Genomic DNA, 17,111 nt, shown 5'->3' on the forward strand with positions numbered 1-17,111 from the left:
TTTTCAAGGAGGTCTCTTACATTATTTATTCATCATCTACAACCGGGTAAACTCCATTTTCATCATGAGTTTCTGTTCCAGTGATGGGCGGGTTGAATACGCAAACCATGCGCATGTCCGTATTCGCACGGAGAAGGTGCTCATCGTTTTCATCCAACGCATAAATTTCATTAGCTTTGATCGGCCACACCTTTCCGTCTTTTACTGTTTCTACTTCGCCGTCACCTTCGATGCAGTACACAGCTTCTAAGTGGTTTTGATACCAGATGTGGGTTTCAGTTCCTGCTTTGATTGTTGTGTCATGGACGGAATATCCCATACCGTCTTTTTTAAGCAATAAGCGGCGGGACGTCCAGTTATCACCTTTAACTTCGTTCTCGGTACCTAGTACATCTTCTAGTTTTACGACTTTCATGAATATAGCCTCCAATTCCTGTTGTATGGTTTATTGTGATTTAAATTAGGATGATACTAAATCTTTTTCTTTTGCGATAGATTTTACTGCTTCTTCAATAATGGTGAACCCTTGTTCTAATGCTTCTTCATCAATATTGATCGGTGGGAAAAGCTTGAACACTTCATCATCTGCTCCAGCTGTTTCCATAATCAAACCTTTTTCAAAGGCCAGCGCGGCTACCTTTTCTGAGAACCCTTCTATAGGAGAAGAAATTCCTTGCATGATCCCGCGTCCTTTACGGTACCCTTCCATTTCAGGATATTTTTTCACTAAACCTTCTAGAAATTCAGTGATTTTCTCTGCTTTATCCTTAATGCTTTTCTCGAAACTTGGGTCATCCCAGTAGTTCAGAGCTTCAGTTGCTGTAACGAACGCCATATTGTTTCCGCGGAATGTTCCGTTATGCTCACCTGGAGCCCAAATATCATGCTCTGGCTTGATCAGTGTAATCGCAAATGGCAGTCCGTAACCTCCGATTGATTTGGATAGACATACTACATCCGGAGTTATACCGGCAGGTTCGAAGCTGAAGAATGTACCTGTACGGCCGACACCGGCTTGAACATCATCAATAATGAGGAAGATGCCCCAGCGTTTACAGATAGAATCAAGCTTCTTCAGCCATTCATTACTTGCTGTATTCAGGCCGCCTTCTCCTTGGACCGTTTCTAAGATAACAGCTGCTGGAATTTCCACTCCGCTGCCGCCGTCTTCAAGGTAACGCTCCAAATAATCAAGAGAATCGGAAGTTTCATCCATATATTGGTCATAAGGCATAGTTACCGTATTGTGCAGAGGAATCCCCGCGCCTTTACGCTTGAATGAGTTTCCTGTAACAGAGAGTGCACCGATCGTCATACCGTGAAATCCGTTCGTAAAGCTAATCACCTCGGTACGCCCAGTCACTTTACGGGCTAATTTAAGAGCTGATTCCACCGTATTTGTACCCGTCGGTCCAGGGAACATCACTTTATAATCCAAATTGCGTGGTTTTAGAATGACTTCATTTAGTTTATTCAGGAAGTCTTTCTTGGCAGTAGAAGCCATATCAAGACTATGGGTAATGCCATCATCCGTAATATACTCAATAAGTTTCTTCTTCATGTTCGGGTCATTATGGCCATAGTTCAACGCGCCAGCCCCACTGAAAAAGTCTAAATATTCTTTGCCGTCTACGTCCCACATCTTGTGACCTTGAGCTTTATTAAAGATGGTCGGAAAGCTGCGGCAATAAGAACGCACCTCTGATTCAAGCTGTTCAAATACGGTTAGATCGTTTTTCATTTCAAAAAAGCCTCCTTGATTCATTAATTGAATTTTTCCGAAGTTCTATTTGGAAAGTGGTCCGATTCTATACGTCAATTCTTCTTCATGTTCATCACCAGGGAAGAGTTCTTCTGAGAAACATTCAGATACGTTACATTCTGTATCATGGTCCCTGGCTAGTCGTTTGAATAGTTTTTGAGAAGCTTTATTAGTCGGTGTTACGGTTGCTTCAACATATTGGACATCATTACAACTCTCTCGCTTCAACAGTTCATTCAATAAGCGAGAGGCAATGCCTTTTCCACGCTGTGATTCGTCAGTGCCGATTTGCCAGATGAATAATACATCGCTCTTCTCGGGTGGAATAAATGCTGTTACAAACCCGACGACTTTCTCGTCCTCTTTGGCGACAATACATGTCTCCGCAAAGAATTCACACATCATTATATATTTATAGGGTGAATTTTGATCGAGGGATGAGTTGTCCACGAGCTCCCACATTGCAGAGCCGTCTTCAACTGTAGGTTTTTGGAAGGTTAACGTTTCATCAATTCTTGTGATTGTAGCTGTATTACGATTCATAGAAGATCACCTGTTTTAAATTGAAAGTTTTGATGACAATGGCCTCCTTTTGATTTTCCAATCACATGACATATATGCCAGACTTATTTTTAGCTAAATCTGGTAGTTGTCAATATTTATATAATAGTGTGGTCTGCGAATATTATCAAACCAGCTTAATGTCTAAAAAACAGCTTTAAACCCGATAAATGGACTTAGCACACACTCTGCAGGTGTTCCTTCTAGTTTACTTAAGCATTGTTAAGTATCCATAAGATTTTAAAAAAAATGGCAATTTTAATTTTTTTGAATTGTTCTACAAACCTATGTGTATCAACGGGTTTGGGAGGTTGAGCGACAAAGCGCAGAATGAGCACATTGGAAGCGGTTTTTGGGCACATTCCAGCGTGAATTTAATTTTGGCAACATTCTCTGTGTCAAACATGCATTTAGATTGTATTGATAACGTCTCTGTAACCGCTTTATCATAGAGTTACACAAAGAAAAAAACGAGATGAGGAGTGTTAAAATGGCTGAACAAAGTCAAAAGTCAGGTGTGAGAGCCAAAGTACAAAAGTTCGGTAGTTTCCTTAGTGGAATGATTATGCCGAACATCGCGGCTTTCATAGCATGGGGGATTATTACAGCATTATTTATAGAAACAGGTTGGCTGCCGAATGCCGATTTAGCTCAAATGGTTGATCCGATTTTATTCTACTTACTTCCTATTCTTATAGCTTTTACCGGTGGACGTTTAATTCATGGTTTACGTGGAGGGGTCGTCGGGGCCATCTCAACTATGGGGATTATCGTATTCTCAGCAGATGCCCCGATGTTCTTAGGGGCTATGATAATGGGACCTATCGGTGGTTACGCTATCAAGCAAATAGATCGACTGCTTGAAAATCGTGTCCGGCAAGGTTTTGAAATGTTAGTCAATAACTTTTCCGCTGGAATCCTTGGTACGATATTGACTATCCTTTCTTATTATGTGATGGGACCGATCATTACAGGGATTACGAAAGCGCTTGAAGTAGGGGTTCAATTCTTAATCGATGCCGATCTTCTTCCATTAGTTAACATCTTTATTGAACCGGCAAAAGTCCTGTTCTTAAACAATGCGATCAACCATGGGATATTAAATCCTATCGGGGCCAGTCAACAATCGGAACTAGGCAAGTCGATCTTATTCTTACTGGAAACGAACCCGGGACCTGGTCTTGGAATTCTTCTAGCTTTCACGATCTTTGGAAAAGGAGTTTCTAAACAAACAGCACCTGGAGCCGCAATTATTCATTTCTTTGGCGGCATTCACGAAATTTACTTTCCGTACATCTTATCCAAACCAGCTCTTCTTTTAGCAGCAATCGCCGGTGGTGTCAGTGGTACAGCTACTTTTGCTGCGTTCAGTGTAGGATTAAGTGCAACTCCGTCACCGGGCAGTATTATTGCTTACTGGTTAATGACACCTAGAGGAGACTATGTAGGAGTATTCTTAGGGGTAATAATTGCTACTGTCGTATCCTTTGTTGTTGCCGCATTGATTTTGAAAACAAGTAATCAAGAAGATGAAGGTGACTTAACAGAAGCTACAGCTAAGATGGAAGGAATGAAGGGTAAAAAGAGCAGTGTATCCGGAAACTTAGCTGCAAAAGATTCCACTTCTGACAACAACGAAGAAGGTAACGAGCAACGTGCTACTGATGAAGTACCATCCTTGAATCGAGAAAACGTTGAGAAAATTATTTTTGCCTGTGATGCAGGAATGGGTTCAAGTGCAATGGGCTCGTCCTTATTAAAAAATAAATTTAAAAAGGCTTCCATTGATATTAACGTGACCAACATGGCGATCAATGACTTGCCTTCAGACGTAGATGTAGTTATTACCCATAAAGACTTAACAGAACGTGCAATTCAAAAAGTTCCACACGCCTATCATATTTCTGTAGAGAATTTCTTGAACAGTCCTAAATACGATGAACTTGTAGAAGAGTTGAAGTCCGACGAATAAACAATAAGAGCCTGAAACCGTTTCAGGCTCTTTCTTTCAATAAGTTTATTAAATTATGTCAACAATAAAAATGATGAGATTGAGTTTACTTTATGTTGTAGACAAGGGATGAGCAGGATTATGATAAAAGAGAAATTTCTGCCGCATTTAAATAGTGGCATCGACGAGAGGAGGTGAAAACTGGATGTATCTTACGGGTAGAGAACGGAAAATTCTTGAACTCTTACTGAATTCCAGAAACGAAGTGACTGTTAAATTTATTGCGGACGACCTTGATGTGAGTTCAAGGACCATTCATAGGGATTTGAAAGGTGTGGAAGAGGCTCTTGAAGATTATGGATTAAAGCTTGATAAAAAAGCGGGAAGTGGACTCGTTGTTCATGGTGATTTTGCACTTCGTAAATCGATGAGGTTGGAATTGAACCAGCAAAAAACGGTAGATTACACCCCTGAAGAGCGCCATGTCATAATTCTTTCGCGCCTTCTAGAAGCAAGAGAGCCTATAAAGCTTGTTTCTTTAGCTAACGAATTAGCCGTAACAGTTGCTACCGTAAGTAATGACCTTGATAAAATCGAAGAGGAGTTATTCGGTTTTCACCTCGTTCTCATTCGGAAACGGGGATATGGCGTGGAAATTCAGGGGGAAGAGGCTAAAATCAGGGAAGCTATCGGCTTCTTGATTATGCGTCATATGGATGAGTTGGATTTATTGAACATTCTAAGAGAAAGTATAGGGAATTCATCGTTATCTGCTGTTGATTCAGTATCCAATCAATTGTTAGGTCTCGTAGACAAAGAAAAACTGACTATAATAGAACGAAATGTAGATTCGATCCGATCCTCTTTAACTTATGACTTGGCTGACAGCGCTTATTTAGGATTAGTCATTCATCTGGCACTCGCTATCGAACGTATTCAGCAAGGTGAAATGATTGAAATGGCTGAAGAGTATTTAGACGAGTTGAGGCAATCAAAAGAATTTGAATTAGCGAGTGAATTAATCGGCAGGTTGGAAAAAACATTTGATCTAGATATACCTCAAGCGGAAACGGGTTACATCACAATGCATTTGATGGGAGCAAAAGTCCGGTATAATCAAGATTCATTTCTGGAAGCGACCAGCTTGAGTGTAGCTTTTAAAGCTAAGCAGCTGATTGAATTTGTTTCAAAAGAATTGGGCACCAACCTGCATGCCTCCCATCATCTTTTGAATGATTTAGTAGTCCACTTGAAGCCGAGTGTATATCGCATCCAACAGCGGATGGATATACAAAATCCTCTGACAGAACAAATAGAGCAGGATTACGGAGAGCTTTTCAAAGTGATAGAAGAAGCTGTTGAATACGTTTTTCCCGATTTTAACTTCCCTAAAGAAGAAACGGCTTTCCTTGTGATGCACTTTGCATCGGCTCTATTGAACAACGAAGAAGATCAAGGCTTGAGAGTTCTCGTCGTTTGTTCAAGCGGGATTGGCACGGCAAAAATATTAGCGGCTAAGCTTAGTAAGCAGTTCAAGGAGATTGAAGAAGTGGAGCACGAATCGCTGTTCGACTTAAAGAAGATCGATACGTCGGTTTTTGACCTTATAATTTCAACTGTAGGGTTAATCGACTTCGAGGATTACGTGCTTGTCAGTCCAATGCTGCCATCTTCTGATATCCATAAGGTGGAGCATTCTATCAGGAGAATTAGAGTGACCAATCGAACAAAGATGGTCAAACCCGTTCAAAAACCTCTCCTGGAGGATGAAACGATGAAGACGATCCAGACTTCCGTTCAGTCTATTCAACGCTATGCAACAGCTGTTCATCAACTGCTTGATTCTTTATCTGTTTATAAGGTTTCGGAAACAACGACAGAGGAAATTTTAACTATAGCAACCAATCTTTTGAAAGAACAGGGCAGGATCAAAAATGCTGAGTTGATTATCCAGTTGTTATTGGAAAGAGAAAAGTCAGGAGGACTCGGGATTCCCGGCACAAAGCTTGCACTTTACCATACGCGAGCCGAAGAAGTGACCCAGCCTCTATTTACAGTCTACACTCTGGCTCATCCTATTTATGTGAAAGGGATGGATGGTAATGAAGTTGAGGTTTCGACCTTCCTGATTATGTTAGCTCCTCTTGAAGTTCATAAAGAAGCTCTAGAGGTGCTGAGTTTTCTAAGCTCTTTGATTGTAGAAGATCCTAAAGGAATTCAGATACTAGAATCAAAGGATGAATCAGGAATTATGCATTATTTATCTAACCAGCTGCATCAATTTTTCAGAAAAGAATTATCTTAAAAAAGGAGAATGATTAGTATGACTACAAATATTTTGACGACGAAAAACATTGAATTAAATGTGAATCTTAGCAGCCAGGAAGAGGCGATCCGTTACACAGGAGCTATTTTAAAAGATCAGGGATACGTGACTCCTGATTATATTGAGTCGATGTTGAAGCGGGAAGAGCTTACTTCTACCTTCATGGGAAATAGTGTAGCGATTCCTCACGGGACGGAAGATGCAAAAAAATCTGTAAAGGAAACAGGTATTTCTATCGTTACGGTTCCTAAAGGTGTAGAGTTCGGTGAAGGGAATACCGTCAAACTATTGATTGGAATAGCTGGAAAAGGGGATGAGCACTTAGAGGTGTTATCTCAAATTGCGATTGTATGTTCTGAAGAAGAAAACATCGATAAAATTCTTGCAGCTAAAACAAAGGAAGAAGTTCTAGCGATCTTTAGTGAGGTGAGCTGATATGCTTGCTGTTCATTTTGGTGGAGGTAATATAGGCAGGGGGTTCATCGGTGCCTTGTTAGATCAATCAGGCTATGAAACTATTTTTGTAGATGTAAATGACAATTTGATAGACGCATTGAATCAAGAAAAGTCTTATCGTGTTATTTTAGCTGGCGGCAATAAAACCTTAAAAGTAGAGAATGTTTCGGGTTTGAACAGTAAACAACAGGAAGGTGAAATCATACAGTCCATTGAAAACGCTGATCTGGTTACTACCGCCGTAGGACCACATATCCTCCCTATGGTTGCGCCGTTGATTGCTAAAGGACTGGAGAAGCGTATCGACTCAGAAAAAGGTCTGATTAACGTTATTGCCTGTGAAAATATGATCGGAGGCAGTTCGGTCCTAAGAGATCATGTCTACAAAAACTTATCTATCGAGAAGAAGAGTGATTTCGATCGCTCAGTCGGATTCCCAGATGCCGCAGTGGATCGTATCGTCCCTGATCAAAACCACGAAGATCCTTTGACAGTAGAAGTGGAACCTTTTTATGAATGGGTGGTTGAAACGCCGGGCATTAAAGGGGACAAGCCCGAAGTTGAAGGTATTACTTACGTAGAGGACCTTACTCCTTTTATTGAAAGGAAATTGTTCACCGTCAATACGGGGCACGCTGCTGCTGCTTATTTAGGGCGTCAATACGGCCACTCTACGATCAAGGGTGCGATGGAAGATGAGACTGTTCTGGAGAAAGTGCGGGGGACCCTTGCGGAAACGGGGGCGGTACTAATGAAAAAGTACGACTTCAATCCGGAAGATCACCAAAGCTACACCAATAAAATCATTGACCGCTTCATGAACCCTAGCATTTCGGATGAAGTGACGCGAGTAGGCAGAGGGCCGAAGCGGAAACTTGGCCCGAAAGATCGATTAATACGACCTGCAGTGGAATACGCTGAGTGGATCGGTGAGGAACCGACTTACTTAGCAGAAGTAATAGCAGCAGCCCTGCAGTTTAATAATCCAAATGATGAAGAATCCCGTGAAATTCAGCAATCGATTCAGGAAATCGGTGCGATTGATACATTGAAAAAAATTTCTGAGCTGCCTGAAGGTCATGCAATTTTAAAACTGGTGGAAAAACAACTGATTTAGAATAGACAGCAAGGCGGACTTCTCAGGTCCCCTTGCTTTTTTTATATTTGCTCTATTAGTTGTGATTGTTGATTTTCCTAAAAAAGTTATTTAACAATATGGCAGGATAGTTGGAGACTTGAATTCGAGATATCTGTTGAGAGGTTAGGGACGGGAATGGCTCGCTTTCCATGGAAGCTCACTAAGCACTCTCTTCCCATTACATAGAGTGTGAATCGGGTCATATCCCATGGGGGGCTATCCAGCTCCAGCGCTTAGCGGCTACTGAAACTTTCTTCACTTCTGTAAGATGTGTCAACATCGACTCACTTTGTTCTTCGTGTTTCCTTTATTCACACTAAAGTAAGAAGGTCCGGGAAATTGCGAGACTCCTATGGGAGAACAGTACAGGGTGAGATCCCGGAGGGCTTTAGCCTGAGGAAGCTCACCGTACGCCCATGGAAAGCGAGTGATTTCCCAGACCTTCAAGCGCTATTATTGTGGCGGAAACAGTCCGAAACTCAGTATTCCACTAAAGGGAGCTTATGTGAATATTAACAACGGTAAATTATCAGAGCCTTATTATTTGAAATAGAAGGAAAATACATCATTTATAAAGAATGGTAGTAATAGGGAAGAAGGTAAGTTAATAGAATATAAATGTAAAACAAGGTGGAGTACGCGTGACAAAAATTGCAGTAATATCTGATATTCATGGAAACAAAACGGCATTAGACGAAGTTCTGAAAGATATTCGGAAAAGAGGAATACAGCGGATTTTCTGTTTGGGAGACTTGATAGGAAAGGGACCTCAAGGTTCTGAATGTATTCAATCCGTAAAAGACAATTGCGATCATGTCGTTCGGGGAAATTGGGACGTCTTTATACAATCACCCGCTGAAAATGATTTTATACAATGGTTTCAGGATCGACTGACTAAGGAGGATTATGAATACCTGGCTTCTCTTCCGTTCCATATCGATATAGAACTAAATGACTGTTTGATACGACTGTTTCATGCTTCGCCACGAAGTGAGTTTGAAAGGATCCTCCCTTTTCACCCTGTGGAGAAACAGCTCTCATTATTTGAAAATAGTGAGCAGACGGGAAAGACGAAGTCACCTGATATTGTGTTCTATGGAGACATTCATACGACATTTTTGCGCACCTATAGTCGCGGCATTTTGTGTAATCCTGGCAGTGTAGGAAATTCATTGGATTTAACTTCAGCTTCCTACGCCATTATAGATGCTTCCTATGGCCATCCTGCCATTCAATTCATCAGGGTCGACTATGATCAGGACAAGGAACTGGAAATAGCCCGTAAAGCTGACTTACCCGACTTTGAGAAATATAAAAATGAGATTGTACATGCTCAATACCGTAATGCTTGATTTCTTATTAGGAGAGAGTAATTTGTTCAACAAATCTATCATATTTCATTCACTCTTATTCTTGGCAGGCACAGGAGTTTTCATTGCTGCCATCAACCAGGATAATCTATTAATTATAATTTCGTCTATTTTGGTTATGCTGTCGGCCCTAAAAGACATTATTAGAAAATCGATTCAGAAAAAGGAACAGAACAACGAAGGAAATTATTCTTAGATTTCATTTAAATGGAGGGTGTTTCTATGAGGTTTGCCGTCAACTATTCACCAGAAGCCCAGCAATTAGCTGAAAAATCCTTAATTGATTTTGATCTCTTCAAATGCCCTGACTTTGATGACCAGCTTATTCAAACTGCAGAAAAAAGCAGGCCTGCTTATGTGCATTTTGACTTGAATGCAGGGGAAGATAAGTTAGGGTCATCGGATTGGAATAAAGTAGAACAATTAGCTGCACAAACAAATACTCCATATATCAATTTACACTTGGTCGCTCATTCAAAAGATTTCCCATCCATCAGCAGCGGCAGTTTAAATAAGGAGGATATCAAAAAGATAATGAACCTAGTGACAAAAGATATAGGGCTGGCGGTAGATCGTTTTGGTGCAGAACGAATTATCCTTGAAAATGTGGTGTATCACGATTTAAATAGTGACATGCTACTTGCCATCGTCACTCCAGAGCTTATTTCTGACATCGTTTATGAAACAAAATGCGGCCTGCTTCTGGATATCGCCCACGCGCAAATGACCTGCCATTTCTCAGGGGAAGATGTGTATGACTATCTTAGCCGTTTTCCTATGGATCGACTGAAAGAATTACATATTACAGGAATTCAAAAAAAGGAAGGAAAATATAGAGATAGTATGCCGATGACAGAGGAGGACTGGAAGTTGGCTCAGTGGACTATGAAAAACATTAAACAAGGGTTATGGGCGGAGCCATGGGCCGCCTCTTTCGAATATGGAGGGGTTGGTCCTATTTTTGAGTGGAGGACGGATGCAAAAGTCATAGAGGAACAAGTGCCAAGATTATATGATTTGGTCAAAAAGTAAATCAACAAAATACCAAAGAAAAACAAATACGCAAGTTGTATTTGTTTTTCTTTGGTATTTTAGTTTGAATGATCAATATTTAGGGTTTAGTAAAGTATCTAGTTCAATCCCACTAGAAAACCAGTACATTCTTTCCATATTATTTGCTGCATTACATAAACGTTATATTTTTGACTAGGTGACTTTTAAAAAAGGGGTGATGTGTTGAAAAAGATCATTATAGGAGTATTAATAGGAGCGCTTATTACAGGCGGAATCATATTAATACTTAATTTAAGTGAACAGCAGACCGCTGAACAAGCAAGTGGAGGAGCAGGTGATGGAGAACGAACGGTTGAAGGAGATAATGAACTTATGGAAGAGCAGAACCATGCGGAAAGTCTTATTCAAACTACTTATAGTGAAGGTGAATATGACTTAGAGGAACCTTTAGTAGTTGACGACCCCTATGGTGTAGCTCCCCTGACTGCTTTGGCCATTTTTGATACGGATGAATCTCAGGAGATCACTGTTACTGTAGAAGGTGAAAGTGAAGAACAGAATATCTCCAAGAAAATTGAAGGATTCAATAATGAACATAAAATCCCAATTTTAGGGTTGTATCCTGATCAGGAAAACACAGTGGTTTTAGAAGGGGAGACAGAAGATGGAGAAATAATTGAAAGTAATATTTCCATTAATACAGACCCTCTGCCTGACGACTTTTTAGAAAACGAAGTTATTGAAGCTCAGCAGGAAAAGATGGAAAAAGGTTTAACCTTTATTATCCCAAGTGGTGGATATGCATATGGTATTGATTCGATGGGAGACGTACGCTGGTATTCTTCCTTGCCGAACAGCCACGTATTTCAAAGGTTGGAAAATGATAAACTCGTATTTTTGACACAAAAAGTGGAGCAGTCCAATCAGTACAATTTGATTTTAGAAATGGATATGCTTGGTCAAGTATCGTTTGGTTCTTATATTGATGTGACGAATTTTGATAGTTGGGGAGTGGTTCATCATGATGTCATAGAATTACCTAATGATAACTTTCTGGCCACTGATCATGATGGTTCCGGTTATATAGAAGATGATATGGTCGAAATTGACAGGCAATCAGGGGAAATGGTCGATGAGCTGAATATGAGAGACATTTTTCCCGAACAAGTTTATGAAGATTATGATGGCGCATCAGCTGAAGAGGGAGATTGGTTCCATCAAAATGCCGTGTGGTATGACGACACCGGAGACGATATACTTGTTTCGAGCCGCCACCAGGATGCGATTATTGATATGAGTTATCCTGAAGGGGAAATTGACTGGATATTAGCTGCACATGAAGGATGGCCCGAAGAACTTGAAGATAAATTACTAGAGCCTCAAGGAGAAGATTTCAAATTTCCTGGAGGACCTCATGCGATCATGACGCTTCCAGATCAGGATGAACAGGAAAATACAATGGATGTCTTGCTATTTGATAATAATATTGCTGTTATAAGAGGAGATGAAGAGACGAGCGAGGAGTACAGCCGTGCCGTGCAATACCGGATCAATACAGAGGAAATGACGGTGGAGGAAGTTTGGTCTTATGGAGAAGAACGCGGCAAAGACTTTTTCTCAAATATCGTCGGTGATGCTGATTATCTGCAAGAAACAGGGAACCGTTTAATTACTTCCGGTCATGCATTTGAAGATGGAGACGAGCTGCACAGCCGTATCTTAGAAACGACAGATGATCAAGAAGCGGAAGTTGTTTATGAATTGAAGGTGACTGGTTTCAAAGAAGGTGAAAGCCGACAGGTGTATCGCTCGGAGCGTATGCCTCTTTATCCAGAAAATTGGGAGATTGAATGGAGTGAATGAATGATGTAAATGAGAACGGACTAAAACTTAACACCTTCCTGTTTTATGTGAATATTTACATAAAACAGGAAAGTGGTTAATAATGTATTGTTAGGCTATTTATGTAAGTTATTAACTGGAGGTGCATATTTATATGAAAAATTGGCTGCTGAAACTAGGTACAATACTGTTTGCTATGAGTCTGCTTACTGCTTGTGGTGGCGAAGATCAAGAGGATAATGATACGGAAGACAACATGGAAGAAGATATGGAACAGGAAGACATGGAAGATAGTGAATCCGACGAAGATGAAGAAGATGATGAAGAAGACGATTAATGAGAGTGATAAAAAGGACTTGAGCTTTAAATAGCTCAAGTCCTTTTTAACATTATTTCTTCTCACGGTTATCCCATTCTTCATCAGTAGGAGGTGATGTTCTTTTAATGAAGATAGATAGAATAATACCGATGAATGAGAGGGCTGTAACGACTAGAAAAGCGACGTTGACTCCGTGAATATCTGGGTTTGAGACGCTTTGTTGCTGGGCAGTTGTTTGAGCGGTTGTCGTCATAACAGTCACTAAAATCGCTGTTCCAATGGATGCTGCAATTTGTCTCATCGTATTGCTCATAGCCGCTCCGTGAGGGATCAGCTTTTGCGGTAATTCATTCAGACCCGCTGTAGTAACCGGCATCATGACCATAGAAAGGCCGAACATTCTAATAGCATACATTACGGTTAAGAAAGTCAGCGTTGTCGTCGTATCTAAAAATGAAAGTGCAAGTGACGCCCCTGTAATGAGAATCAATCCGGTAATCGCAAGGAAACGAGCCCCTATCTTATCAAAAATACGGCCGGTAATCGGTGACATCAATCCTGAAATCACTGCACCGGGAAGTAGTACCAACCCTGATTCAAACGCAGTGAAATCACGCATATTCTGCATATAGAGCGGAATCAGGGTTTCTGCACCAATCAATCCCATGAATACGATCATCGCTATAATCGTAGTAATCGTAAAGGTGCGTAATTTGAATACCCTGAATTCGAGCATAGGGTGGTGCATTTTCAGCTGGCGCAGGATGAAGAATAGCAATGTCACGATCCCGAGCAGAAGCACACTGACTGTTATTGGACTTCCCCACCCATTATTGCCGGCGCTTGTAAAACCGTAAAGAAGACTTCCAAAGCCGATCGAAGATAAAATAATCGAGAGGATATCCACTTTTGGCCGTTTCAGTTCAGTAACATTTTTCAAAATATAATAAGCCACGATGATGATGATAATAGCAAGCGGCAATATGAACCAGAAGAGGTATCGCCACGTGTAATTGGCTGTCACCCAGCCGGATAGAGCAGGTCCGATCGCTGGTGCAAAGGAAATAACAAGTCCAATATAACCCATTGCCGCCCCACGTTTATGAACAGGGAAAATCAAAAGGAATACAGTTTGCATCAACGGGAGCATGACCCCTGCTCCAGCAGATTGAATAACTCTTCCCAACAGTAAAATTTCGAAGTTAGGAGCAATTCCACCAATGACGGTACCTACTGCAAAAATACTCATGGCCGTCATAAATAACTGACGGGTGGTAAACCTCTCTATTAAAAAGGCACTGATAGGAATCATAATTCCATTAACAAGCATGAAAACAGTGGTCAGCCATTGACCTGTATTCGCAGATATATTCATTTCTTCCATAATAGGAGGGATGGCTGTAATCATTAACGTCTGGTTCAGAATAGTGATAAATGACCCGGCAATAAGCAGCCCTGCTATTAATACTTTATTGTAGTCCTGTGACATGAACAGTCCTCCTTTTCTATGTATTAATCTATTAAATTTACTTACTAATGAATTTAGTTAGAGACCTAATGAAAAATTATACGCCTACCATAAGCAGGATACAACTATGTTGATTAGAAAAATCATAGGTTCATAGATTAGGTACTTGAGGGCAGGAATCGTAAAGCACTGAAACGAATGTTTATATAAATAAGAGGTTAATAAGGAGGGGTAGTATGGAGTTCTATGGACCAGCTGTATATGAAAATAATAATTTCTTTCAAAACTATTTAAGACGAAGGAATCGTAAAGAAAGTCCGAATAATGCAATAGAGAAACCGATCATTTTTGAATTGATAAAAGATATTAAGAACAAGCACATATTGGATTTGGGATGCGGTGACGGCCGCTTTGGAATCGAATTAATAGAACGAGGCTGTCAAACGTTCAGAGGGATAGATGGTTCATTGAATATGATCAAAGAAGCATCAAATAACCTGAACGGGACGAGTAGCATCCTCGAAAATAAAAGATTGGAAGAGTGGAGGTCTGATGGAAGGAAATACGACATCATCGTTTCAAGGATGGTTTTGCATTACATAGAAACACTGCCTCTTCTTTTCAATGAAATAAAACGTGCAATGAAAAAAGATGGGGTGTTCGTGTTCAGTGTCCAGCATCCTACGTTGACAGCTTCCGAGAAAAGTGCAAACGAAAATACCCAGCGCACAGACTGGGTGGTGGATGATTATTTTCTTAGAGGGAAAAGGGAAAAAATATGGATTGGCAAAAAAGTCATTAAATTTCATAGACCTTTTGAAGATTACTTCCAAATGCTTTATCAAACTGGTTTTAAAATAATCGATGTCAGAGAGGGGGCGCCTGAAGCGATCTACTTTGATACCTTAGAAGAATATAAAAGACGAATGAGAGTACCACTATTTTTAATATTTTCCTGTTCAATAGCATAGTAAATAGCAGGTAATGACTTGATTGACCAGGGCGGACGGATATGTAGAACTGGCGGCAGGGAGAGATATAGTAGAGGAAACCGGTTAATTGCAGGGAAGATGGATTTTGCAGGTTAATAGCCTGATAGAAAAAGGGATGTTAATGACTGAGTTGTTGAAAATTGGATTTGCGTATTACAAGAATGATTAAGGAATTTAGAATTTCTTGATAATCGCTTTTTCTAAACCATCTTCCATTAATAAGTGCCTGGCTAAAAAGATGATAGATGACTTACTTTCTTCGAAGATTTACTGCACTTCATTAACGGGCGGCTAAAAGCTGAGGCTGCTGACTGATCTTACGTAAAATATACAACTGTTCCTGCTTAGATAACATCCTCCAATTGCTTACTTTGATTTTCATTTTTAATCTCCTCCATGATGGATTTATTAACTCGTATAGTAGGGTATACCGTCATTTCAAAAAAAATAAACAACAAAAATATCTACAATCTTCTGAAGAAATCGAGTTTGCGTAAGCCTTTTTGTCTTTATACCGTCCGATGAAATGGATATTGGAGTATTTTGAAAGAAACGCGACTTGAATGGTGTAAGTGGGAATATATGGCGATTTTCTTTAAAAGATGAAGGATGGTGCGCTGCCATTATCAAGAACAGAAAGGATCATAGTTTTTAAAACATTTTGTACTAAGTTTATAACCTCCAGTAAATGGGAAGGTTACATAACTTTTTGTATCCTTTAATATTGGAAATAGAGACTGTGGAAAAATGATGTTAAACAAACTGGCAGGATACTTTAAGACTCAGTTTAGAGATGACCAGGGTTCGTTACCCTATTAAGAGTCAGGGGTTGTTGGGAAGCTACTCGCTTTCCTGTGGGTTCTTTGCTGTTCCGTCATCGTGATGAGAGGAAGGTGGTTTTAGGAATGGACTCGCTTTCCGTGGGAGTGCAGTGAGCTTCCTCAGCTTCGCCTTCCGGGATCTCACCAATCACTCTCTTCCCACCTCTTACACCTGAATAGTATAGAGCGTGAATGAGTTCATAAACATTATGGGGGGTTATCCAGCTCCAGCGCTTAGCGGCTACTGAGACTTCCTTCACTTCTGTACGATAAGTCAACATCGAATCACTCCGTTCTTCGTGTTTCCTTTATCTCCGCCAGCTCAGTCCAGTCCATACGCCGCTGACCAAAGCGCTTCCGCTTTCAAAGCTAGGAGTCTCGCCCATTCCTAAAACCACCTCATTTAAATGTGAGAGACGGAACTTAGAAATTAGTTCTCATGGACCAACATTAAGAGAAATTAAATAAGTAAGCTACCTGAAAAATTGGCATAGACCACTGGAGTGCTATCAAGCTTTAGCGCTTTTTTACTTAAGAATTCAAGCAGCTTCTCAACCACCCCATGCAAAGTAAATGAAAAAAAATTTTACCAAGAAGCAGCGTCTTCTATAGGACTGTCCGGTGAGAATATAGCGCTCTACAGCAAGTTTTTTAACATGGCAGCATATTAGACATCCACCATACGAACATCAATGTTCATCTTTTCTTGAAGCTGTTTCGAGAAACTTATATGGCAAAGGGGCTCCGGGAAAGCGATCCGTTTCCCGGAGCCCCTGGATTCTCATTAGGTCTCGAAACTGAGTCTTCCACTATAGGGAGCTTTAGTTGAACAACTTGAATTGCACATTTTAAAAGGTTCGGTCGAAAAAAGAATGAGCCTTTGGTTGTTTTAATACCAATACTTCTTCAAACTATGAAGTAATTTGTTATAAATTGGCTATACACAATAGTAATTTCGATAGTAATCGTACCCTCGTTAGGATTCATTTCCGTTTCCTTTTTTTAAGTACCGACCGTATATACACGTATAAATCTTCCTCGCTGGAATGAGCAAAGGTCAGAAAAAAAGCTTCAAGGGTTACTCCCTCCAA

At 40.4% G+C, this 17,111-nt stretch carries 15 protein-coding genes; 10 read left to right on the plus strand and 5 right to left on the minus strand.

Annotated elements, in window-relative coordinates:
• Positions 1-25: 25 nt before the first annotated feature.
• The 3 genes from LF817_RS11975 to ectA are packed head-to-tail and all read right to left on the minus strand — an operon-like array spanning position 26 to position 2,305.
• Positions 26-415, minus strand: a complete 390-nt coding sequence (locus tag LF817_RS11975) for an ectoine synthase (protein ID WP_253936059.1) — start codon at positions 413-415, stop codon at positions 26-28.
• A gap of 45 nt (positions 416-460) precedes the next feature.
• Positions 461-1,741 carry a diaminobutyrate--2-oxoglutarate transaminase gene (ectB, locus tag LF817_RS11980; protein WP_253936060.1) on the minus strand — a complete coding sequence of 427 codons (1,281 nt, stop codon included), beginning with the start codon at positions 1,739-1,741 and terminating at the stop codon, positions 461-463.
• 45 nt (positions 1,742-1,786) lie between these two features.
• Complete coding sequence (ectA, locus tag LF817_RS11985) at positions 1,787-2,305, minus strand: diaminobutyrate acetyltransferase (protein ID WP_253936061.1); 519 nt, start codon at positions 2,303-2,305, stop codon at positions 1,787-1,789.
• A gap of 508 nt (positions 2,306-2,813) precedes the next feature.
• Between ectA and LF817_RS11990 the strand changes: the two genes are divergently transcribed.
• From LF817_RS11990 to LF817_RS12030, 9 genes are all read left to right on the plus strand, one after another.
• The gene (locus LF817_RS11990; RefSeq protein WP_253936062.1) at positions 2,814-4,295 is read left to right on the plus strand and encodes a PTS mannitol transporter subunit IIBC; all 1,482 of its coding nucleotides are present in this window, start codon (positions 2,814-2,816) and stop codon (positions 4,293-4,295) included.
• A gap of 184 nt (positions 4,296-4,479) precedes the next feature.
• Positions 4,480-6,579 carry a BglG family transcription antiterminator gene (locus tag LF817_RS11995; protein ID WP_253936063.1) on the plus strand — a complete coding sequence of 700 codons (2,100 nt, stop codon included), beginning with the start codon at positions 4,480-4,482 and terminating at the stop codon, positions 6,577-6,579.
• An 18-nt stretch (positions 6,580-6,597) separates the two neighbouring features.
• Positions 6,598-7,035, plus strand: coding sequence for a PTS mannitol transporter subunit IIA (locus tag LF817_RS12000; protein ID WP_253936064.1), 438 nt, complete (start codon positions 6,598-6,600; stop codon positions 7,033-7,035).
• A gap of 1 nt (position 7,036) precedes the next feature.
• Entirely contained in the window at positions 7,037-8,173 is a 1,137-nt protein-coding gene (locus LF817_RS12005; RefSeq protein WP_253936065.1) for a mannitol-1-phosphate 5-dehydrogenase, read from the plus strand.
• A 662-nt stretch (positions 8,174-8,835) separates the two neighbouring features.
• On the plus strand, positions 8,836-9,546 hold the full coding sequence (locus LF817_RS12010; RefSeq protein WP_253936066.1) for a metallophosphoesterase family protein: 711 nt from the start codon (positions 8,836-8,838) through the stop codon (positions 9,544-9,546).
• Positions 9,547-9,568: 22 nt separating this feature from the next.
• Positions 9,569-9,760 carry a hypothetical protein gene (locus LF817_RS12015; RefSeq protein WP_253936067.1) on the plus strand — a complete coding sequence of 64 codons (192 nt, stop codon included), beginning with the start codon at positions 9,569-9,571 and terminating at the stop codon, positions 9,758-9,760.
• Between the two features lie 26 nt (positions 9,761-9,786).
• Positions 9,787-10,596: a multinuclear nonheme iron-dependent oxidase gene (locus LF817_RS12020; RefSeq protein WP_253936068.1), complete on the plus strand. Its 810-nt coding sequence runs from the start codon at positions 9,787-9,789 to the stop codon at positions 10,594-10,596.
• A 204-nt stretch (positions 10,597-10,800) separates the two neighbouring features.
• Positions 10,801-12,441 (plus strand): aryl-sulfate sulfotransferase, encoded by a 1,641-nt coding sequence (locus LF817_RS12025; protein WP_253936069.1) that lies wholly within the window; start codon positions 10,801-10,803, stop codon positions 12,439-12,441.
• A 133-nt stretch (positions 12,442-12,574) separates the two neighbouring features.
• Entirely contained in the window at positions 12,575-12,757 is a 183-nt protein-coding gene (locus tag LF817_RS12030; RefSeq protein ID WP_253936070.1) for a hypothetical protein, read from the plus strand.
• A 52-nt stretch (positions 12,758-12,809) separates the two neighbouring features.
• On the opposite strand, the gene LF817_RS12035 is transcribed toward LF817_RS12030, so the two are convergent.
• The gene (locus LF817_RS12035; protein WP_253936071.1) at positions 12,810-14,228 is read right to left on the minus strand and encodes an MDR family MFS transporter; all 1,419 of its coding nucleotides are present in this window, start codon (positions 14,226-14,228) and stop codon (positions 12,810-12,812) included.
• A 215-nt stretch (positions 14,229-14,443) separates the two neighbouring features.
• Between LF817_RS12035 and LF817_RS12040 the strand changes: the two genes are divergently transcribed.
• Complete coding sequence (locus LF817_RS12040; RefSeq protein ID WP_253936072.1) at positions 14,444-15,178, plus strand: class I SAM-dependent DNA methyltransferase; 735 nt, start codon at positions 14,444-14,446, stop codon at positions 15,176-15,178.
• A gap of 895 nt (positions 15,179-16,073) precedes the next feature.
• Here LF817_RS12040 and LF817_RS12045 read toward each other — a convergent pair.
• Positions 16,074-16,301, minus strand: coding sequence for a hypothetical protein (locus LF817_RS12045; RefSeq protein WP_253936073.1), 228 nt, complete (start codon positions 16,299-16,301; stop codon positions 16,074-16,076).
• Between the last annotated feature and the right edge of the window lie 810 nt (positions 16,302-17,111).

It is taken from the genome of Halobacillus sp. A1, assembly GCF_024189295.1.
In the GTDB taxonomy this organism is placed as follows: Bacteria; Bacillota; Bacilli; order Bacillales; family Halobacillaceae; genus Halobacillus_A.